This is a genomic window from Bradyrhizobium sp. B117 (assembly GCF_038969555.1).
In the GTDB taxonomy this organism is placed as follows: domain Bacteria; phylum Pseudomonadota; class Alphaproteobacteria; order Rhizobiales; family Xanthobacteraceae; genus Bradyrhizobium.
Genome location: NZ_CP152414.1, coordinates 1,309,095 through 1,328,942 on the forward strand (window position 1 = coordinate 1,309,095; position 19,848 = coordinate 1,328,942).

Annotated in this window: 19 protein-coding genes and 1 tRNA gene; 12 read left to right on the top strand and 8 right to left on the bottom strand. The window is 63.2% G+C overall.

Features of this window, described 5'->3' with window-relative positions; all coding sequences use genetic code 11:
* Window positions 1-156: 156 nt before the first annotated feature.
* Window positions 157-3,510: a PAS domain S-box protein gene (locus AAFG16_RS06380; protein ID WP_342738107.1), complete on the bottom strand. Its 3,354-nt coding sequence runs from the start codon at window positions 3,508-3,510 to the stop codon at window positions 157-159.
* Between the two features lie 310 nt (window positions 3,511-3,820).
* Between AAFG16_RS06380 and AAFG16_RS06385 the strand changes: the two genes are divergently transcribed.
* The 9 genes from AAFG16_RS06385 to tenA all read left to right on the top strand — a co-directional run bounded on the left by AAFG16_RS06385 (window position 3,821) and on the right by tenA (window position 11,256).
* Window positions 3,821-4,204 carry a phasin family protein gene (locus AAFG16_RS06385; protein ID WP_342738109.1) on the top strand — a complete coding sequence of 128 codons (384 nt, stop codon included), beginning with the start codon at window positions 3,821-3,823 and terminating at the stop codon, window positions 4,202-4,204.
* 450 nt (window positions 4,205-4,654) lie between these two features.
* Window positions 4,655-5,089 carry a phasin gene (locus tag AAFG16_RS06390; RefSeq protein ID WP_283084020.1) on the top strand — a complete coding sequence of 145 codons (435 nt, stop codon included), beginning with the start codon at window positions 4,655-4,657 and terminating at the stop codon, window positions 5,087-5,089.
* Between the two features lie 314 nt (window positions 5,090-5,403).
* Window positions 5,404-5,480, top strand: a tRNA-His gene (locus tag AAFG16_RS06395).
* Window positions 5,481-5,750: 270 nt separating this feature from the next.
* Window positions 5,751-7,016: a metallophosphoesterase gene (locus AAFG16_RS06400; RefSeq protein WP_342738111.1), complete on the top strand. Its 1,266-nt coding sequence runs from the start codon at window positions 5,751-5,753 to the stop codon at window positions 7,014-7,016.
* Between the two features lie 197 nt (window positions 7,017-7,213).
* Window positions 7,214-7,513: a hypothetical protein gene (locus AAFG16_RS06405; protein ID WP_342738113.1), complete on the top strand. Its 300-nt coding sequence runs from the start codon at window positions 7,214-7,216 to the stop codon at window positions 7,511-7,513.
* Window positions 7,510-7,875, top strand: a complete 366-nt coding sequence (locus tag AAFG16_RS06410; protein WP_342738115.1) for a hypothetical protein — start codon at window positions 7,510-7,512, stop codon at window positions 7,873-7,875. The genes AAFG16_RS06405 and AAFG16_RS06410 overlap by 4 nt, the downstream gene beginning before the upstream one ends.
* Window positions 7,876-8,014: 139 nt before the next feature.
* Window positions 8,015-8,533, top strand: coding sequence for a DUF4126 domain-containing protein (locus AAFG16_RS06415; protein ID WP_342738117.1), 519 nt, complete (start codon window positions 8,015-8,017; stop codon window positions 8,531-8,533).
* A gap of 247 nt (window positions 8,534-8,780) precedes the next feature.
* Window positions 8,781-10,370, top strand: coding sequence for an alpha/beta hydrolase (locus AAFG16_RS06420; RefSeq protein ID WP_342738119.1), 1,590 nt, complete (start codon window positions 8,781-8,783; stop codon window positions 10,368-10,370).
* 223 nt (window positions 10,371-10,593) lie between these two features.
* Window positions 10,594-11,256: a thiaminase II gene (gene tenA, locus AAFG16_RS06425; protein ID WP_342738121.1), complete on the top strand. Its 663-nt coding sequence runs from the start codon at window positions 10,594-10,596 to the stop codon at window positions 11,254-11,256.
* 202 nt (window positions 11,257-11,458) lie between these two features.
* Here tenA and AAFG16_RS06430 read toward each other — a convergent pair whose 3' ends face one another.
* Window positions 11,459-12,403 carry an AEC family transporter gene (locus AAFG16_RS06430; RefSeq protein ID WP_342738123.1) on the bottom strand — a complete coding sequence of 315 codons (945 nt, stop codon included), beginning with the start codon at window positions 12,401-12,403 and terminating at the stop codon, window positions 11,459-11,461.
* Window positions 12,404-12,832: 429 nt separating this feature from the next.
* Here AAFG16_RS06430 and AAFG16_RS06435 point away from each other — a divergent pair, with 429 nt between their 5' ends.
* Window positions 12,833-13,201 (top strand): hypothetical protein, encoded by a 369-nt coding sequence (locus AAFG16_RS06435; protein WP_342738125.1) that lies wholly within the window; start codon window positions 12,833-12,835, stop codon window positions 13,199-13,201.
* A 469-nt stretch (window positions 13,202-13,670) separates the two neighbouring features.
* Window positions 13,671-14,348, top strand: a complete 678-nt coding sequence (locus AAFG16_RS06440) for a ParA family protein (RefSeq protein ID WP_235547902.1) — start codon at window positions 13,671-13,673, stop codon at window positions 14,346-14,348.
* Between the two features lie 76 nt (window positions 14,349-14,424).
* On the opposite strand, the gene AAFG16_RS06445 is transcribed toward AAFG16_RS06440, so the two are convergent.
* The 5 genes from AAFG16_RS06445 to trxB form a co-directional block, all read right to left on the bottom strand.
* On the bottom strand, window positions 14,425-14,571 hold the full coding sequence (locus AAFG16_RS06445; protein ID WP_283084046.1) for a hypothetical protein: 147 nt from the start codon (window positions 14,569-14,571) through the stop codon (window positions 14,425-14,427).
* A gap of 133 nt (window positions 14,572-14,704) precedes the next feature.
* Window positions 14,705-14,851, bottom strand: a complete 147-nt coding sequence (locus tag AAFG16_RS06450) for a hypothetical protein (protein WP_342738129.1) — start codon at window positions 14,849-14,851, stop codon at window positions 14,705-14,707.
* A gap of 290 nt (window positions 14,852-15,141) precedes the next feature.
* Entirely contained in the window at window positions 15,142-16,050 is a 909-nt protein-coding gene (locus AAFG16_RS06455) for a 4-hydroxy-tetrahydrodipicolinate synthase (protein WP_342738131.1), read from the bottom strand.
* Window positions 16,051-16,495: 445 nt separating this feature from the next.
* Window positions 16,496-17,419: a LysR family transcriptional regulator gene (locus AAFG16_RS06460; RefSeq protein WP_027563737.1), complete on the bottom strand. Its 924-nt coding sequence runs from the start codon at window positions 17,417-17,419 to the stop codon at window positions 16,496-16,498.
* Between the two features lie 5 nt (window positions 17,420-17,424).
* Window positions 17,425-18,390 (bottom strand): thioredoxin-disulfide reductase, encoded by a 966-nt coding sequence (gene trxB, locus AAFG16_RS06465; RefSeq protein ID WP_283084049.1) that lies wholly within the window; start codon window positions 18,388-18,390, stop codon window positions 17,425-17,427.
* A gap of 265 nt (window positions 18,391-18,655) precedes the next feature.
* Here trxB and AAFG16_RS06470 point away from each other — a divergent pair, with 265 nt between their 5' ends.
* A complete protein-coding gene (locus tag AAFG16_RS06470) occupies window positions 18,656-19,135 on the top strand; it encodes an Lrp/AsnC family transcriptional regulator (RefSeq protein WP_200498109.1) in 480 nt (159 codons plus the stop codon).
* Window positions 19,136-19,276: 141 nt separating this feature from the next.
* Here the strand turns inward: AAFG16_RS06470 and greA are convergent, their stop codons facing one another.
* Window positions 19,277-19,750 (bottom strand): transcription elongation factor GreA, encoded by a 474-nt coding sequence (gene greA, locus AAFG16_RS06475; RefSeq protein WP_027563740.1) that lies wholly within the window; start codon window positions 19,748-19,750, stop codon window positions 19,277-19,279.
* Window positions 19,751-19,848: the final 98 nt, after the last annotated feature.

The following is a 19,848-nucleotide window of genomic DNA, read 5'->3' on the forward strand; positions in this document are numbered from 1 at the left end:
TCCCTCCCCCGCTTGCGAGGGAGGGGTGGGGAGAGGGTGTCTCCGCAACGGGACAATCTCCCAGAGGAGCGAGCCCTCTCCCCAACCCTCTCCCGCAAGCGGGAGAGGGAGCGCACCTACGTCGCGGCGGCGATCGGGCTCGATCTGGCCGCAGTCCTACGCCCCCGCCACCACCGGCGCGAACACGACTTCGATCAGCGTGCCGGAGCTGCCTGCGCTCTTGATGTTGAAGCGGGCGCGGTTGGCTTCGACCAGCGCCTTGGTCAGCGACAGGCTGAGCGCCGAATTGTCCGAGGCGTCCCCGGGCGGCGGGGTGCGGAACGGCTCCATCGCGGCGGCGAGCTCGCGCTCGGAGAGGCCGTGGCCGGTGTCGCGGATGCGCAGCGCGATCTCGCGGCGGTCGGTCATCGCGGTGGAGACGATGACCTGGCCGCCGGCGCTCGCGAGCCGGATCGAGTTCGAGATCAGGTTCATGGTGATCTGCCGCATCGCGCGCGCATCGGCTGCGACCTGCGGCAGCGCATGGCCGAGCGAGGTGCGGATGATGATGCGCTCGCGGTTGGCCTGCGGCTGCATCACCACGACGCAGGCCTCGACCAGGTCGTTGAGGTTGAGGTTGGCGAAATTGAGATCGAGCTTGCCGGTCTCGATCCGCGACAGCTCCGAGAGATCGTCGATGATCGTGATGACGCGCTCGCCGGAGGCGCGGATGTCCTTCAGGTATTCGCCGTAGCGCTCGTTGCCGAGCGCGCCGAAGCGCTCGGAGATCATCACCTCGGCAAAGCCGATGATGGCATTGAGCGGCGTGCGGATCTCGTGGCTGATCCGCGCCAGCATGTCGGCCTTGGCGTTGGCGGCTCCGTCGACGAGGCGGCGCGCCTGCGTCAATTCGCTCTCGCCCTTCTTCGCGTGCGAGAGATCGCGGAACACGGCGAAGAAGTTCGGCCCGTCAGGCCGCGTGCGGCCCATGATCATCGCGAGAGGAATGACGCCGCCCTTCTTCTCGCGGCCCAGCACCTCGCGGCCGTGGTCGAGCAGGCTCGCAATGTCCTGGCTTTTCACGCTGTCGAGATAGTCGGCGACGATCTGCTGGCTCTCGGGCGCGAACAGGTTGACGAGGTTCTGCTCGAGCAGCGTTGCGCCGTCATAGCCGAACAGCGCCTCGGCGCTGCGGTTGCAGGCGTGGATGTTGCCTTCGGCATCGAACATGACGATGCCCTCGGCCGTGGTGTCGAGGATCGCGGCGAGATCCTCCGCATCGGCATCGCCGGCTTCGGCCTCAGGCTCGACCGCCACCATCGCGACCGCTTCAGCGGCGACAGGCGCGACGACGGCCTGCGGCAGCGCGCAGATCAGCGCATGCGCGCTGTCGCCGTCCCAGTCGATGGTGTGCAGATGCGCTTCGGTGGTCGCAAGCGGCGCCTCGCCATTGGCGATCGCCGCGCTGATCGTGATCGGCGTGCCGGCTTGCGAGGTGCTGCTCGCCGAGGACACGCCCATTTCGACATAGAGCGCATCGAGCCCGCCGGCATCTTCCAGCGCGTGGATGCTGGTGTAGCCCATGCGCGCGAGGAAGGCGGGATTGGCATAGAGCAGGCGGTCGAGGCGATAGATCAGGATGCCGGTCGGCACAAGGTCGAGCAGCGCGCGGTCGCGCATGCTGTGGCCGAGCGCGGGCGGGGCGGGCTCGGTCAACCATTGCGCTGCAGTTTGCGGCGCCTCGGGCTCAACCGTCGGCGCTGCGATCTCCGCGGCCATCGGCTCGGCCGCGCTGATCGCCTCGCGCTCGCGCTCGAGCCGCTCGGAGAGTTGCCGGGCGAGCTCGTTGAACGCGCTGTTCTCGACCGGCGTCAGCGTCGGCGATCGGGCGTCACCGGGCGGGCGGAACGGCACGACATTGGGCGAAGTTTCCAAGGGTGTTTCCGAGGGAATTTCCGAGGGCGTTTCCACTGGCGTTTCCGGATCGGTTGGATGTGAATTCGCGTCGGGAGTGGGGTCGGGCAGTTCGGCGACAGGCTCAGGCGTAGGTTCAGGCTCGGGGGCGGGCGGCTCGATCGGCGGCGGCTCTGCTTCAGGCTCAGGCGCGGCGATGTCGGCGGGCGCCTCGCGCTGCGCCATTGGTTCGACGAACAGCTCGAAGCGGCGCAGCGCATCGAGCCGGTTGAGGCCATCGAGATCGCGGCAGACGCCAAAGCCCCGAAAGCCCGCAAAGTTGCGCATCCGGTCGTAGATCGGCAGGCCCGCGAGCTCGACTGGAATGTGCTCGCCGCCATCGGCCGGCCAGTTCACGGTGATGCCGGCCCAGGTGTCGTGGCTCGCCAGCGCCTGCGCGACGCGACCCTCCGGGTCGAGCGAGAATTCGTCGTCGATCTCCCGCCAGGGCCGGCCGAAGCCGGCCGCGGTGTGCGTGCCCATCAGGCGGATGAACTCGTCGGAGCCGAGCACGAAGCGGCCTTCTGCATCCATCTGCCACAGGAAGCGCAGTGGATGCTGGCGCGGTGACGCTGCTGACGGCGACTCACCCATGCCGGATGTGATCGGCGCGGCTTGGGGCGGCACAATGGCTGCGGGCGGGTTTTCAACCGGAGTTTGGGCGTCGTCGTTCGAGTTCTGGACGGGCTCCTCAGTCGCTTTGACGGCGTCCTGGATCGGGACGATCTGTGCTGCCGCTTCGCGCGCAAGCGGCTCGGACGCGCTCTCGATGGTGTCGTCCACCGTCTCGACCGGCTCCGCGAAGGCATCGAACAGGTCGATACCGGCAGGCGCGTCCTGCGATGGTGGCGCTTCGCTCCGCATCTCGGCGGCTTGCTGAGCAGCCTGAATCGGCGCGTCCGGCACGCTTGCCGGCGCAGCCTGCTGCATAGCCGGCGTGATCAGCGCGACCAGGGCGACATCGGCGCCTGTGCCGACCCGTTGCAGCACCATCCGGCCGTGAGCGATCGCCGCCTCGGCGCGGCCGTATCTCAGCGCATCGCTGCGGGCGCGGTCGAGCCCGGCTTCACCGAGATCGTGACAGCCGAGCAGGGAACGGGCGGCCTCGCTGGCGCCGGCGAACATCCCGTCGGGCGCGAACGCCGCCATCGGCACCTTGGCGCCGGCGACGAGGCGATGCAGCCGCTCGGTCAGCGGCATGCTGCGCGTCGCGGCATCCATCGCGGTGATGAGCACGCCAAAACTTCCATCGGCAAACTCGAGCCGGGCGCAGGCGCAGGTCATCAGCGTGCCGAGCCGGGCGCCAAAACCTTGTAGCCGTTCCAGCCTGACCGCGCCGCCCACCGGCAGCCGCCGCGCCAGCCGCGCGACTTGGCGGCGATGGCGCTCGGCCGGGCCGAAGGTCTTTTCCGCCAGCGCTGCAGCATGGGCCGCGCCGAAGAACTTTGCGCCGACCGGATTGGCCCACAGCACGCGGGCGCCGTCGATCGACCAGAGCCAGCTCGGCAGTGGCGAGGTCGCGTGCACCGCCAGCCGGGGATCGCTGACGCCTCGCAACTGGAAATCCGAACTCGTCATCCGACCGGCTTTAGTCTTTCGCGTCAGCATCAAGGGGAAAGGATGCCGGGAATGGCAGCCTTAAGAAAGGGTTAGTATCGCCCGCGGGCGCGGGCAGGTCCACGGCCCCCCGTCCGCAGGGGCGGCCATAAGCCGCGATAACCTTAATGTGGCCGAACCCGCAAGCCGCAAGCCCGGTTGCATCCGCAGGAATCGGCGGGGACCGGCGCCTCGCGTCATACCGGCAATACCGTCCGCCGCTAGTCTTGGCGGTGGGCGCGCCCGGGGGACGGCCGGAATGGCCGACAGCAGCAGGACAGGAGTGGAAGGGATGACCGAGCAGGGACAAGACCGTTTCGAGCTTCCGCCGGAGATGCGCGCGATGGCGGAAACGAGCTTCAAGCAGGCGCGCGACGCCTTTGAGAAGCTGCTCGCCAATGCCGAGGCCGCCGCCGGCTCGATCGAGCAGCGCGGCGCCAGCATGCGCTCCGGCGCCCGGGACATCGGCGCCCGCGCGGTCGCCTTCGCCGAGACCAATGTGCAGGCTTCGCTCGACTACGCCCAGTCCCTGGTCCGCGCCAGGGATCTGTCCGAGGTGATGCGGCTGCACGGCGACTACGTCCAGGCCCAGATGAAGACCCTGGCCGAGCAGGCCAGCGAAATCGGCCAGATCGTCAGCCGCGCCACCATGGACGCGACCCGGGCGAAGCACTGAAGCCTGATGGGATGAGGCACTCGCGCCCCGACGGCGGTGCGTTCCCTCCCCCCTTGCGGGGGAGGGCTAGGGAGAGGGGTGGCCCAGAAAAAGGTGCCGGTGTTGATGCACCGGCGAGCGCGCGACCGACAGAATCCCCATGTTGCGCTCCTCTCCACGACCCTCTCCGCAACGCGGGAGAGGGTCCAAAATCAGCATCGAGATACCGCAACCCTGAGTTCCCCACCTCGGGAACTTCACCCTTCAAGATTAAATTATCGCACCGCCCCCCTGGATCACATTGCGGTGCACAATGTTGACATGATGGGCAGCAATAGTGATGGCGCTGGGCGAGCCATCTCCATTGTTTCGCGTTTCCAGTCTTTCGTACCCGCTGAATTTGAGGCCTTCGGGGCCCGGCGGGCGCGCCAGAAGGCTCACTCCATTTTTTCATCATCGTGAGGGACGACCATGACAGGTGCGACTGATCCGTTTTCTGCCTCGATCATTCCGTTCGAGGTCCCCGAGCAGATGCGTGCGTTCGCCGAGAAGGGCGTGTCGCAGGCCCGCGAGAACTACGCCAAGTTCAAGGATGCCGCCGAGACCCATAACGGCACCGTCGAGGCCGTGTTCACCACCGCCAGCAAGGGCGCGAGCGAGTACACCGCCAAGCTGGTCGAGTTCATGAAGGCCAACAGCTCGGCCTCGCTGGACTTCGCCCAGGAGCTGCTCGCCTCCAAGACCCCCTCGGATGCGTTCACGCTGTGGACCGGCCACGCCCGCACCCAGCTCGAGACCTTCCAGGCCCAGGCCAAGGAGCTGGTCGAGCTGACCCAGCGCATCGCCAACGAGACCGCCGAGCCGATCAAGGCGAGCGCCTCGAAGTTCTACAAGCCCGCCGCCTGATCAAAACGGCGGATCGCACGCTTAAGAAACCCGGGCCGCGAGGCCCGGGTTTTTCTTCACCTCTCCCGCTTGCGGGAGAGGCCGGGAGAGGGCTCTCTCCTCACGGGGAGTGTCGCCGCCAAGCGGGCGAGGAGAGCGCAGCACCGCTGTGGTCACCATCAGGCCCGATTTAGTCGGACGGAGTGTGATTTACGCTGGTTTTTCGTCCGTTTGCGGCCTTGCCAAAAACCCCCGTTGCACCTAGTTTCCGCCCCGTCCAGCCCCCCTCGGTGACCGGCCCTCCCAGGGCGTCCCAAGGCGCGGCTCGCAAGGATGCAGTTGTAGCTCAGTTGGTTAGAGCGCCTGTCTGTGGAACAGGAGGTCGGTGGTTCGAGCCCACCCAACTGTACCAGTCCAGTTGAATTGCCCCGCATAGATCTGACGTATTTGCGCCGCCTGGCGGGCGGTACCCACCCAACCAAGCGTGGGCAGCGGGCGCAACGACGTTGATTTGCATCAAGGGTACGACAGAAACAACGTCGATAACGGCAACGAGCCGCGAACGGTGCGGTGGCGCATTCGCCTCCCTCAATCAGCGGGGATCATCATGCCATGCTCCCGGCCTAACGATCCAAGCCGTCGCCTTGTTCTCAGCGCACTTGCGGCGCTCGCAACATTCTCCATGCCGGTCGTTGACAATGCGCAGGCGCAAACAACAACCGGGCAAGCACCCGGTCCGGCCGGGGGCGGCTTTTCATTCGCTGCGGTCGGCGATACCCGACCCATGATGTACCTCCCGTTGAAAGAAGGACAACCGGACCTCAGCAAGTTCTTCGTCGAGATGTTCGGGTTGGTCATGCCGGAAAAGGTCGCCGAGGCCGTCGTCGCGAAGGATGTGAAGATGATCTTCGATCCGGTCACAAAGGACCTGATCAAGATTGTCATGCCATTCGCATCCAAGACGGAAGTGATGACCCTGACGGTAGATAAGGGTTGGGTCACCGAGGCATCCGTTGAAGACGTGAAACTGCTCCCTGGAGTCCATCGGACGATGTTCCGGCTTCAGGGCGGCGAATGGGTGACCCGTGAAATCGTGAAGGACGTTCAATCCGGTCGCGCCAAATTCGTGGTGAATAGCGGTGACGCCGTCTGGTGGGGCAATCAGGGCTTGACTGTCAGCGAGAGCCCATACTGGAAGCGCGTGAATGATACGATGTTGAAGAAGCTACCCGCGCCGGATGACGAGATGCGCGCAGCCGGTCTGGATGGGCGCTTCTTCATGAGTGTGGGCAATCATGAGGTGTGGGCCGACCCGAAGATTGAGGGCGTTCTTTCGGCGGTGCCGTATCTGAGGAAATTCGGCGTCACGCCGGAAAACCTCATCTACAAATTCGATTTCAAGGGCGCCCGCCTCATCTATCTCTGGAGTGGCAAGTACGACTACCGTTCGCCGTCGCTGTGGGACGCTGATCGGCCAAAATATGCCGAGCAGATGACCCAGCTTCAAAAGTGGATGGACGAGGCGAAGGCCAATGGCATTCGGAAGGCGTTTATCGTCTTCCATTATCCCGTGTTTGCGCGGTCAGGTTTGGGCCCGATCCCGGCTCCCGATAACCCGCACAAGGCGATTGCGTCGTATGCCAAGGACATGGAGGTGGTCGTATTGAACGGGCATGTCCACACCACGGAAATCTATGACGTAGATGGGATAAAGTATCTGATGTTGGGCGGTGGGGGCGCGGAACAAGACCCAATCCTGCCGGGGCGAACCAGCATCAAGGTGCCCGCTGACTATCCGCAGGACCGCTACTGGAAGGGCCAGCCTCCGCAAGAGGAGTACAACTACGTGCTGGTGGACGTCGAACCAGGCCAGAAGACGAAATTCACCCTCAATCGCTTCCGGCCGTGGTCGGCAGAGCCATTCGGGACCGAGGAACTCTTCAAGTGAGCAGGGCACCTGTGTTTACGGAGTGAGGTTCTGGCGACAGCTATTCTGATCATTCACGGCTTGGTATCGCGGTCGCACTGCTTGGCGCGATAACACACCAGACTTTAGCGGCATGGGGATCGGCGGGCGCGCGACGCGGCTCGTTCTTTGGCCGCTTTCGTTCCATACCGTCAGTCACGTTCGCCAACGCCGTGGTCGTGCTGTACGCCATTTCCACGCTTCTGGGTGGGACCCTTTATCTCTATTTCCGTGTGGATGTCAGACCCGAATTAGAGCGTGCGGGTCACTGGCATGCCCTTGGCTTCTTCGACCTCAAGGAACATTTTGCAGCAATCGGGCTGGCGTTGCTGCCGGCCTATTGGGTCTGCTGGCGACGGCCGCTTGCCAGCGAACCTGTTCAGACGCGCACGGCGCTCACCTCGATACTTGCTTTCATCGTTTGGTGGGGCTTTCTGACCGGTCACGTCGCTAACAACATCATGGGTTTCGGCTCATGACATCATCAGCCTCGTTCCGCCGCTTTGCATTCGCATTCGGGACCACGTTCGCGGTCCTCTACGTGATCGCGCTCGCAAGGGACCTTGCTCTTTTCACCGTTTTCCCGTCGCTCGGCATCGTGCTCGCGGGCACGCATCATACGCGAGACGTTGCTGACCCTGCGATGGGATTTCTAGCTCCAGCGATGTACTGGTACGGGTGGGCCGCGACGGCCGCGCTCGGGGCACTGATCGTCGCCCTCGTTGCTGCGTCGTTCGCCGAACGCTTGGCGCGATACGTTTGGCCGGGATGGGTGTGGGTCATTCCTGTCCTCTCGATGATCGCTTGCGTCTATCTCACACTGCCTTGGTTTCGACTTTAGCTTGGTTCCTCGGCCGCATCGCGTCCAGCCTTCCCGAGGAAATTCGAGCGCAACAATCGTTGGGGATCTCATGTCGAACTCCGATCTCGCGTTGTCGATTGCGCTTGGTGTCGGTCTTGCGGCCGCGACGGGCCTCCGGGTGTTCCTGCCGATGCTGGTTGCCAGCGTGGCCGCTTACTCGGGTTCGCTTGCTGTGGGCGACGGTTTCGCGTGGCTTGGAACACCTGCTGCAATGCTGATGTTTGGCGTGGCCGCGCTCCTGGAGGTTGCTGCGTATTTCATTCCCGGCGTGGACAATTTGCTCGATGTCATCGCCGCGCCTGTTGCCGTGATCGCCGGAGCCATCGTGTCGGCGGCGACCATGGCAGATCTTCCACCGATGATGAAATGGACGGCCGCCATCGTCGCGGGTGGCGGCGCGGCCGGCATCGTGCACGGCGTCACCGCGGCTCTGCGGGCCAAATCGACAGTCATGACGGCCGGCCTCGGCAACTCGACCGTCGCGACCGCCGAATTGGGAGGTGCGCTCCTCGTCTCAATTCTTGCCCTGGCCGCGCCGGTAGCCGCATTCGCGATCGTCATTCTGATGCTCTGGCTGGCGATACGTTTGATCCTGCGCTTGCGGAGATCAGTTCCTCGCAAGGATGCACCGGGATGACCGCGTGACCGCTCGTGCTGCTACCTTACCCACACCACGATCACCACCACCGGCAACGTAACCGCCGCCAGCAGCGTCCTCAGCGCCACCGCGCCTGACCGCCGCATTAGCTGCCGATTCACAGGAAGAAAGGGCCTGAGGAGATCCCCGAATTGGGCGCTTCTCCATCGACAACTAATGATTGCCGTTGCTGGCGGCATCCAACACGGTTTAGACTGACCTTAGGAACACATCGCGGAGATGTGCCATGCGTCGGATTTGGTCCGAATTCCTTTCATTCGCATTTTTCATCAGTGTAGGAATGCCCTCGGGCAGTTGCGTAGCACAACCGGTCATTGACGCCGAAGTCGTGCTCCAAACTTGCCAAGCGTTCTCGAAAAAGTCCGCCGAGAACATGCCAGCGATCATTTTACCGGAAGCTGGCAAGTCGTTCATTGAAATTTATGGCAGGCTCTCCGGCTTACTTGAAGGCTGTTTGTCAGCGACCGAGACCAGCCGCAATTCAGGTGGCGTCACTTTTCTGGTCCAGAATACCCGTTACGAAAGCGTCTGGTACTTTTCCACTGACGAGGGATCGATCCGACGTATTAATATCGAACGATATAAACCAGTTACTTTGGCCGATGACGAGTTATGGCAATCTCCATTTGCCATTGCAGCAGCATCCCAGGCCGCTCTTGGTATAGCAGGTCTATTAGCGGGAACAGCCGAAACAGACTCTACAGCTCCCATAACTAAAGGTGGGCCGCCCAAAGCGATAGCCCCGCCGTCCGAGCCATATACCGTGGAGTTCTTCTATGCGACGGACCGAAAAGAGTCCTCTGACGCAATAGAGTTCGAGGGACGCACCAGCGCCCAGGCAAGCGACGGTTCTACCTATAGCTCGAACGGTTGGACAGCTGTTAGCGGCTACACGGGAGAGCGCAGCCATGATCTTAGCTTCGGTGCCATTCGGGTTCGCGTCCCGGAAGGGCATCATATTGGAAAGATAGAATTGCCATCGAACCGGAGAATCTTTGGCATTACCTTGTCAAGGGATGGCCCTGATCCCAAGAAGCATTTTACGATCCGCAGCATCGCAAAAACGAGCGAAGATCAGTGGATCAAATCGCTATCGTCGACCAAGAAAAAGAAAGCCCTAATATTCGTGCATGGGTTCAACACCAAATTTCGAGACGCCGTCTTTCGCACAGCACAGATAGTTTGGGATCTTCAATTCGGCGGTACTGCAGTTTTGTTCTCGTGGCCGTCTCGTGGCGAGATAGCGGACTATCTCTATGACAAAGACAGCGCGCTTAGTTCACGTGTAGCACTACTCCGCGTGATAGATAACCTTCGCAAGGCAAAATTCGAAACCGTCGACATCATAGCCCACAGCATGGGCAACCTGATTGTAGTGGATGCATTGTCAACTACTGCGGCAACAAAATCGCCTACTGTGATTGCTCAACTGGTTATGGCTGCGCCGGATGTTGACCGCGACATGTTCATTCAGGAAATTCCGCGAGTTGCAAAGGTCGCCAAAGGCTTAACACTCTATGCATCTAAGAACGACAAGGCCCTTCAGCTTTCGAAACGAGTTGCTGGCAGGATTCCTCGCGCTGGAGACGTACCGGAGTCCGGGCCGATTATCATCAAATCCGTATCGACCATCGACGTTAGCGCTATCGGCGACGAATTGTTCGGGCTCAATCACAACACATTCGCCACAACCCGAAACGTGCTGAATGATCTCAAAATACTCCTTGAAACCGGCGCACCACCGCCAAGGCTAACTGAAGTTCGCGGCGTTCCCGAGCCTCCCCAAACAGCCTCTTATTTTCGATATGCGCCTTAACTTAGAGTGCTAACGCGCTGGCGACGAGGCGCATCATTTTCGGCAAGTATCCCGAGAAGGAATGACGGTGACAGTGCACAAAACTTTCGACGCGGGGAGGGCCCTATCCGCGACGCTGCTCAAAGCCAATTTTGTGCGCTGTCAGCGTAGCTTTTAGGTCGCAATGCGATATCGGTAGCGAGCCAAGGGCGTTCATGGAAAAGCAAGCCAGGCGGAAAAGATCGTGAGTTTCTTCGAGCGTCTCAAGACAGAAGCTTCCGTTGAGTGGCGGGCCTACACCGAACATCCCTTCACGAACGGATTGGTAGACGGCTCGCTGCCCGAAGCGGCGTTTCGTCACTATCTCGTTCAGGACTACCTGTTCCTCATCGAGTTTGCTCGCGCCTACGCGCTCGCGGTCTACAAGTCGCCCAGACTTGCCGACATGCGTGAAGCCGCGGCCGGCCTTTCGGCCATCCTCGATGTCGAGATGAACCTGCACGTGAAGCTCTGTGCCGGTTGGGGTCTATCCCCGTCCGATCTTGAACAGGCCCCTCCGGCCGCCGAGATGCTGGCCTATACACGCTACGTGCTCGACGCAGGAATGCGCGGCGATCTGCTGGCACTCAAGGTGGCGCTTGCCCCCTGCGTGATCGGTTACGCCGAGATCGCAACGCGGCTCGCCTCGCGACCCCAAGCGGATGCTGCGACGAACCCCTATCGCGTTTGGATCGCCGAATACGCCGGCGTGCCGTACCAGGAGGTCGCTGCCAGAGCGCGGGCGCACATGGAGCATCTCGCCGATCTCTATGCCACGCCGGCCCGCGAGGCAGAGCTGATTGCGATCTTCAAGGAGGCCACCCGGCTCGAGGCAGACTTTTGGGAGATGGCCTGGCGCGCGGGCTAAAGCATGATCCGGAAAAGTGCGAAGCGGTTTTCCGGAAAGATCATGCGTAAACAACAACCTAAAGCGCGATGACGATTCATCCAAATCTCATCGCGCTTTAGCGTGCTGAATAGCGGTTTCGGCAATCGTTTGGGCTCATGACCTGAAGGTCATGCGATGAGGGTGAACAGCCTCTACGAGATCTCGAAGTGCGTTGTCGCCCCTATCTCACCCCCGCCACCATCATCACCACCATCGGCAACGTCAGCGCCGCCAGCAACGTCCCCAGCGCCACCGCGCCCGACACCGGATTCACCAGCCGCTGATACTGCGCCGCGAAGATGTAGGCGTTCGCGCCGGTCGGCATCGCCGCGAACAGCACGATCACGCCGGCGGCGACCGGCGGCAGGCCGAGCAGTTTTGCCAGCACGAACGCCGCCGCGGGCATCGCCACCAGCTTGAGCGCGCACATCACCAAAATGCTGAGCTTCTCGCCTTTCACCTCGAAGCGGAACAGGTTGATGCCGAGCGCGATCAGGGCCGCCGGCGATCCCGCCTGCGCGAGCAGCTCGACCGTCCTGTCGACGACGGGATTGAGGCCGAGGCCGGTGAAGCGCCACACCACGCCGAAGCCGATCGCCAGCATCAAGGGGTTGCGGGAGAGATCGGCGAGCACGGGGCGGATCACCGACAGCGGCGAGCCGGTGCGCTTGCGGCTGACCAGCTCCATCTGCAGGATGCCGCAGAGCCAGAGCAGCGGCGTGTTCACCGACAGGATCAGCGCCATCGGCCCCGCTCCCTCGTTGCCCAGCGCCGAGAGCACCAGCGGAATGCCGAGCATCACGATGTTGCCGTAGACCGAGCCGATCGCGAACACGACGCCGTCTTCGCGGTCCTCGCGCCGCGCGCGGAGCAGGGCCGAGAGCATCAGCGCCGCGATCCAGGTGAGCGCGAGCGCGCCGTAATAGGCGCCCCACATGCGCCACGGGCTGACGTCGGGGAATTCCGACACGACGATGGTGCGGAACAGCAGGGCGGGAATCGCGATGCTGAAGGCGAATTCGCTGATGCCCTTGTGCGCGGTCTCCGAGACGAAGCGGAACAGCACCGACGCATAGCCCGCCGCGATCAGGGCGAACACCGGCGCGACGATCAATACGGTGGCCATGCGCCCCTCAACCTCACGGGGATATGGCCTCACACCCCACGCGCCCTCGATGGTGCCATCATGCCCCTGTTTTGCCCGACGAGTCAAACGGATTTCGTAAAATCCGCAAAGGTTGCGAAATTCGCGAGGCGGCCCAGTGCCATGGCTACTGTGCATGGGGTTGTTTTCGAATTTTTTGTCCGACCCACCCACCGCCGTCATCCCCCGCGAAGGCCGTCATGCCCGGGCTTGTCCCGGGCATCCACGTTCTTTGATCTGCAAGCGAAGGTCGTGGATGGCCGGGACAAGCCCGGCCATGACGCGGTGGAAGGTCCCGGCCCCACCGCTGTTGCCGAGAGCGCACAGCGGCCCGTTTTCGCATCTCCCCTCGGTTGCCAACGAACCGCCGTTCACCCACTATTCCCTCCTGTTCGACATTTGGGGGGAACGATGCCGGTGTTTCGCTTCAGACAATCCATGGCTGCCGCAGGCCTCGCGCTTGCGCTGGCCGTCCTGGTCCAGCCAGGCTCTGGCTTTGCCTACACGCCCGAGCAGCAGCAGGCCTGCACGCCGGATGCGATGCGGCTGTGCGGCGAGTTCGTTCCGAACGTCGACGCCATCACCGCCTGCATGATCCAGAGGAAGTCGCAGCTCTCGCCGCAATGCGCGGTGTTCTTCCGCCGCGGCGCGGAGCGGGGCGAGGCGGCCGCGCCGCGCGCCGGCAGGCCGACCAACGTCGCGCCGAGAAGCGCCTCGACGACCTCGAAGAAGAAGCCGGCGGCGAAGGCAAGCAAGAAGAAGAAAACCGACGAGGGCTGAACGCGGCTAGCTGCGTTCCTCGCTTGAAACCTTGTGATGCCCGGGCGCTCCCCCGGGCATTTGCATTCCGTGCTCCGCTTGTGACCGATGTCACGCAGGCTTGCCGTTCCCGGGGCGGAACGACTCCCGCCCTCAGCCTCGCGACAGCTTCCGGACTCCTTTTGTTCGCGCGAGCGCCGCGCGGATTTGCGGTCATTACGGACGCGCGCGATGGAAAAGAGTCGGTCGAAGGTTTGCGCGGGCAGGTTGCATTCCGTTTTGCCCGCCGCGCTGCTCAAAAAGCGCACAGGCGCTTGCATTACAGGCGTTTCATTGCAGTTCGCGTCTCGTCGCTCCCGGCAGTGTGACTCAAAAGCCAACACGTCTTGTTATTTCGTGGCGGCGACGCAACTCCCGATAAATTTTTCTTTCCCGAATCAGCGGGGTGATTCATTTTCGTGGCCTGGGGTCAATCTGGGAGGCCGAAGGTATGAACGTTATTGTTTTTGCATCGCGTAAAGGCGGCTCGGGGAAGAGCACCCTGGCTGCACATCTCGCCGCGCAGATCAAGGCGACCAAGCCCATTCTGCTCGTCGATGCGGATCCGCAGGGCTCGCTCACGCTGTGGCACAAGCTGCGTGGCACCAACGAGCCGCCGATCAAGGCGGCGGTGAACTCCGTCAGCGGCATCGTCTCCGCTGCCAAGCGCGACGGCTATGAATGGGTGTTGATCGATACGCCGCCGAACCTGTCGGCCGTCGTCGACGACGCGATCAAGAATGCCACCATGGTTGTCATTCCCGCCCGTCCCGGCGTGTTCGACGTCAACGCGGTGCAGGAAACCATCCAGATGTGCCGTGCGGCGCGCAAGCCCTATGCGGTCGTGCTCAACGGTGCGCCGGCCAAGCGCGACGAAGCCGAAAGCCCGATCGTCACCATCGCCCGCGAAGCGCTGGCGAAATTCCGCGCTCCGGTGTGGGGCGGCCAGATCACCAACCGTTCGGATTTGCTGATGGCGCTGAGCCACGGCGAAGGCGCGCGCGAGTATCAGGCCGAGAGCCGCGCGGCCCAGGAGATCGCAAGGCTGTGGGCGGCGATCGAGCGTTCAGTGAAGGCTATTCGCGGCACGGCGTCGGCGTCCGGCGCAATGCACAAGCAGGCAGCATAATTTCACACATCACTCCCCGGACGACAAACGCGCGGATGCCCGCGCGTTTTGCGTTTCTGCCTCCGGTGAAGGTGAGCTACGCCACCATCAGCATGTAGAACACGATGACCGGCGACAGGGTCAGGATCACCGACCAGATGCCGACGGCCCAGAGAATGTCCCCGGTGGTAAAGTTCTGCTGTGTGGCGTCGTAATGCGACGCCGCCTCGTTATGACTATTCACAAACGCCCCCGCGATTTCTTCGCTTATGGGCGTCGACGATAGGCGGGATGCTTTAAGATTCCGTCCCGCAGGCCCCTGCGCTTTTCCAGCGCATTTGCCACCACGGATTAACCATCCGCGCGGCGCGCCGCCGTCAGGTGAGCCAGACCCGAAACAGCAGCACCGGCATCAGGCCGAGCACCACCGCCCAGAATCCGAACGACGACACCACGAGAATTCCCTGCAAAAGATCGGCGGGCGCGAACTGGCTTGCGGCCGTAGGCCGGTTGCGATTCCCCATTGGATATTCCCCCTTCGGTAGACTTTGAGGGAAACGATAGGCGCCATTGCGTAAACGAGACGTGGATGCGCCATGCGGCGCCTGCGAAGGCAATTCGCGCGCGGTTAACCACGGCGCCTCTTACCCTCTCCCCTTGCGGGAGAGGGTGGCTCGCCGCGTAGCGGCGAGACGGGTGAGGGGTCTCTCTCCTCACGGGCAGTCTTGCGCGTGGACAGAGACCCCTCATCCGGCGCTTCGCGCCACCTTCTCCCGCAAGGGGAGAAGGTGCAGCGTGCTTGGGGAGAGAGTGACTACGCCGCGACTTTCATCCGTCGCGCGATCTCGCGATCGATTGTCGCCGCGAGCTCGCTGCTCACCTCCACCATCGGCAGGCGCACCTCGGGGCTGTCGATCAGGCCGCTGCGCCACAGCCAATACTTCGCCGGCGCCGGGCTCGGCTCGGCGAACAACAACCGCGTCAGCTCCGCGATCTCATTCCAGCGCGCCTGCGCGGCATCGTGGTTGCCGCGCTTGTGCTCGCTATAGATCGCCGCGAACGCCGCGGTCTCGACATGGGCCGACAGCACGATGCCGCCGTCGGCACCGTCGGTGAGCGCCTCGAGATAGTTTGCGTCCTCGCCGGTCAGCACGCGAAAATCCTTCGGGCGGTCGCGCAGCAGCGCGATCGATTGCTCGCGGCTCCCGCCGCAATCCTTCAGCCCGACGATGTTGGGATGCTCGGCAAGCCGCAGCATGGTCTGGTTGGTGATGTTGACCGCGCAGCGATAGGGAATGTTGTAGAGCGCGAGCGGCCAGGCGGCGTGATCGGCGAGCGCCTCGAAATGCGCCGAGAGCCCGCGCTGCGATGGCCGCACGTAATAGGGGCTTGCGATCAAATAGCCGTCGATCGGCCAGTCCGCGGTCTCGTCGAGGCGATCCTTCAGCCGCGCCGTGTCTGCGCCCGACAGGCCGAGGCAGATCGGGATGCTGCGGCGGCCCGCCGCCATCTCCTCGCGCACCACGGCAACGAGGCGCTCGAGCTCGGCTTCGCGCAAGGTCATGCCTTCACCGGAGGTCGCCCCCAGGATGAAGCCGTCGATAGCCTGTCCGCAGTAATGCCGGGTCAGCCGCCGCAGCGAGGTCTCGTCGAGCTTGCCGCCTTGAAACGGCGTCACCAGCGGCAGCCACAGCCCGTGCAATTGATCGCGTAGTCCGGTCATGTTCCATCTCCTTCTCGGGAAAAAACCTGAGACGGAGGCACATGAAAAAACCCCGTCCAGGTGGCGGGGTTTTCGGGATTGGCTCGCGATGACGAAGTCAGCCTAGCGCGCGCACCATTCCGAGGTCCCCGGATGGGGGCCTTTTTTCGAAACGAGGGCGCACGACTTCGTGATCATGGGCAAATGATGCGGGGTATGCCTGGAACTGTCAATACACGCGGAGGGCGAAAGCCGAATGACAAGAAAAAAAGCCGGGCCCAAAGAGCCCGGCTTAGGTATTGGCCACGTGAGGCCGACACAATCACCTTCCAAGAGGGATTACTGAACTCCCGCGCCACTGGAGGAGGGGGACAAATGCGCAACGCGAAGGCTCAGCGTGCAAACAGTATGGGCTTCTCCAGCGCCATGCAGCAACAGCCGAGGCCGCATGTCAGACATGCGGAAATCAGGACGGCCAGCGCTGCGCCTTGCTCACCACAAAGTCGCGGAACACTTGCACGCGCGCGACCGTCTTCAACTCCTCGGGATAGACGAAGTAGGTGTCGAGCTGGATCGAATCGGACTCGCCGAACAGTTGCACGAGGCGGCTCTGCTCTTCGACGAGATAGTCGGGCAGCGCGGCGATGCCGAGGCCCTGCTGACAGGCGCGGACGAGGCCGAGGATGTTGTTGACCTTGAAATAAGCCTCGCGCGGACCCGAGCCGTTGCGCGCAGCTTCGACCAGCCAATTGCGGTTCTGAAGATGCGGCGCGAAGTTGCCGTCGGAGAGCGTGATGATGCGGTGGGAGTCGAGCTCCTCCAGCGTGCGCGGCGTGCCGAAGCGCTTGATGTATTCCGGCGAGCAATAGGCGTGGAAGCCCATCGCGAACAGCTTGCGCTGGATGAGATCGGGCTGCGTCGGCTTGCGGGTGCGGATCGCAACGTCCGCCTCGCGCATGGAGAGATCGAGCTCCTCGTCGGTGACGATCAGCGAGATCCGGATCTCCGGATAGAGCGCGGTGAACTCGCCGAGCCGCGGGATCAGCCAGTTGATGCCGACGCCAGGCGTGGTGGTGATCTTGAGGTCGCCGCTCGGCCGCTCGCGGCTGTCGGTCAGCTTGGCGCGCGCCGCCTGCAGCTGCATGAACACGTCATGCGCGGTGCGGAACAGGAGGTCGCCCTGCTCGGTGAGGATCAGGCCGCGGGCGTGGCGGTGGAACAGCGAGACCGAGAGCTCCTGCTCCAGCGCCGAGACCTGGCGTGACACCGCCGATTGCGACAGGCCGAGCTGCTCGCCCGCATGCGTGAAGCTGCCTGCTTCCGCCGCCGCGTGAAACACCTTCAGCTTGTCCCAGTCCATGTCTGTAAATCCGTCGCGTGTTCGAGGCATGATCGTTATTCCGCTGCAGCGCGCTCGCTGGCGCGCAGGGACAGGAATCGTTCGGCTTCGAGAGCTGCCATGCAGCCGAGGCCCGCGGCCGTGACCGCCTGACGGTAGGTCTCGTCGGCAACGTCGCCGGCGGCGAACAAGCCGGGCACCGAGGTCGCGGTCGAGTTCGGGGCGACCTCGACATAGCCCGACGGTTTCAGCTTGACCTGGTCTTTCACGAGCTCGGTCGCCGGCGCATGGCCGATGGCGATGAAGATGCCGTCGGTCTTCACGTCCTTGAGCGCGCCGGTCTTGACGTTCTTGAGGCGCACATGGGTGACCTTGTTCGGGTTCTCGGTGCCGCAGATCTCGTCGACGGCAGAGTCCCAGATCACCTTGATCTTGGGGTGCTTGAACAGGCGCTCCTGCAGGATGCGCTCGGCGCGGAAGTGATCGCGGCGATGCACGATGGTGACCTGCGAGGCGTGGTTGGTGAGGTACAGGGCCTCCTCGACCGCGGTATTGCCGCCGCCGACCACCATGACGTCCTTGTTGCGGTAGAAGAAGCCGTCGCAGGTGGCGCAGGCCGAGACGCCGCCACCCTGGAACTTCACCTCGGACGGCAGTCCAAGCCAGCGCGCCTGTGCGCCGGTGGCGAGAATCACGCTGTCGGCGAGATAGACGTCGCCACTGTCGCAGGTGAGGCGGAACGGCCGCTGCGAGGTGTCGAGCTTGATCACCAGGTCGGAGACGATCTTGGTACCGACATGGACCGCCTGCTTCTCCATCTGTTCCATCAGCCAGGGGCCTTGGATCACGTCGGCGAAGCCCGGATAGTTCTCAACGTCGGTGGTGATGGTGAGCTGGCCGCCCGGCTGGATGCCCTGGATCAGGATCGGCTCGAGCATCGCCCGCGCGGCGTAGATCGCCGCGGTGTAGCCGGCGGGGCCGGAGCCAATGATGACGACCTTTGCATGAACAGGAGCGGACATTTCGATGGACGCCTTTCACGGGGGATTTGCAGCGCGGGCGCGGAACGTGCCGGGAGGCCTCGCGGAGGCGCTGAAATATCAGAGCTAATCTAAGCCTTCTGGTGAGCCATGCAAGAATTGCATTCCCTCTCAGCGGATTTTTCCAACACGGAACAAAAGTCGATTGCGCTGCACGCGCAATAAAATTGCGCTGGCCGCGCGGACTGGGTATGAGGATTGCGACAAACCACCCAATACCGCCGCAAAGGCCAGGAGTTCCAATCACGTGTCGCGGAACCTAGACGAGATCGACCTGAAAATTCTGACCGAAATCCAGGCCGACGGTCGAATCACGAATGTCGAGCTGGCCAAGCGGGTCGGCATCTCGCCGCCGCCGTGCCTGCGCCGGGTCCGGACGCTTGAGGAGGAAGGCTATATCCACGGCTACCGTGGGCTCCTCGACGCCCGCAAGCTCGGCTTCGACGTCACCGTGTTCGCCGCCGTGCACCTCTCCAGCCAGGCCGAGGCGGATTTGCGCGCCTTCGAGGAGTTCGTCCGCGCCGAGCCCTTGGTGCGGGAATGCTGGATGCTATCGGGCGAGGTCGATTTCATCCTGAAATGCGTCGCCCCCGACATGGCGACCTTCCAGGATTTCGTCACGCACCTCACCGCCGCCCCGCACGTGCGCAACGTGCGGACCTCGCTGGTGCTGCATAATTCGAAATACGAGGCCGCCGTGCCGCTGGACGTGAAGGGAAGAAGGTAGGGCGCAAGCCTGTTGGATCCGTCATCCCTCGAGGCTCGCCGAAGAGGCGAGCACCTCAGGCTGACGGTGAAAGAGCGGCCCGCCAAAACAAAAAGGCCGCGCATCGCGCGGCCTTTTGAACATCAGCGCAGCGGGAAAACCCTACCGCCACTCTACCTTGGTGATCTCGTACGCCTTGGCGCCGCCGGGCGTATTCACCTCCACGGAGGCGCCCTTCTTCTTGCCGATCAGCGCGCGGGCGAGCGGCGATGTGATGGAGATGCGGCCCTTCTTGGCGTCGGCCTCGACCTCGCCGACGATCTGCCACACCGTCTTCTTCTCGGTGTCCTCGTCGACCAGCGTCACGGTGGCGCCGAACTTGATGGTGTCGCCGGAGAGCTTTGAGATGTCGATGATGTCGGCGCGCGCGAGCTTGTCCTCAAGCTCGGCGATGCGGCCCTCATTGTGCGACTGTTCTTCCTTCGCGGCATGATATTCCGCGTTCTCCGACAGGTCTCCGTGCGAGCGCGCCTCGGCGATATGCTCGATGATCCGCGGACGGTCCACGGACTGGCGCTGCTTCAATTCTTCCCCGAGCGCGACAAAGCCGGCCTGGGTCATCGGAACCTTTTCCATCTCTTCTCTCGTCCTTCGGCTTCGCGCCCCCGCAAACGGAGGGGCGCGGCAACCTTGATTCGTCGCTATGTCCGGGGCTGAGCACGCGGCCACGGAGG

Bases quoted from the DNA above. Each gene is read 5' to 3' on its own strand.
- AAFG16_RS06380 (WP_342738107.1), bottom strand. From the start codon at position 3,510: ATGACGAGTTCGGATTTCCAGTTGCGAGGCGTCAGCGATCCCCGGCTG.
- AAFG16_RS06385 (WP_342738109.1), top strand. From the start codon at position 3,821: ATGACCGAGCAGGGACAAGACCGTTTCGAGCTTCCGCCGGAGATGCGC.
- AAFG16_RS06390 (WP_283084020.1), top strand. From the start codon at position 4,655: ATGACAGGTGCGACTGATCCGTTTTCTGCCTCGATCATTCCGTTCGAG.
- AAFG16_RS06400 (WP_342738111.1), top strand. From the start codon at position 5,751: ATGCCGGTCGTTGACAATGCGCAGGCGCAAACAACAACCGGGCAAGCA.
- AAFG16_RS06410 (WP_342738115.1), top strand. From the start codon at position 7,510: ATGACATCATCAGCCTCGTTCCGCCGCTTTGCATTCGCATTCGGGACC.
- AAFG16_RS06420 (WP_342738119.1), top strand. From the start codon at position 8,781: ATGCGTCGGATTTGGTCCGAATTCCTTTCATTCGCATTTTTCATCAGT.
- AAFG16_RS06430 (WP_342738123.1), bottom strand. From the start codon at position 12,403: ATGGCCACCGTATTGATCGTCGCGCCGGTGTTCGCCCTGATCGCGGCG.
- AAFG16_RS06435 (WP_342738125.1), top strand. From the start codon at position 12,833: ATGCCGGTGTTTCGCTTCAGACAATCCATGGCTGCCGCAGGCCTCGCG.
- AAFG16_RS06440 (WP_235547902.1), top strand. From the start codon at position 13,671: ATGAACGTTATTGTTTTTGCATCGCGTAAAGGCGGCTCGGGGAAGAGC.
- AAFG16_RS06450 (WP_342738129.1), bottom strand. From the start codon at position 14,851: ATGGGGAATCGCAACCGGCCTACGGCCGCAAGCCAGTTCGCGCCCGCC.
- AAFG16_RS06455 (WP_342738131.1), bottom strand. From the start codon at position 16,050: ATGACCGGACTACGCGATCAATTGCACGGGCTGTGGCTGCCGCTGGTG.
- AAFG16_RS06460 (WP_027563737.1), bottom strand. From the start codon at position 17,419: ATGCCTCGAACACGCGACGGATTTACAGACATGGACTGGGACAAGCTG.
- trxB (WP_283084049.1), bottom strand. From the start codon at position 18,390: ATGTCCGCTCCTGTTCATGCAAAGGTCGTCATCATTGGCTCCGGCCCC.
- greA (WP_027563740.1), bottom strand. From the start codon at position 19,750: ATGGAAAAGGTTCCGATGACCCAGGCCGGCTTTGTCGCGCTCGGGGAA.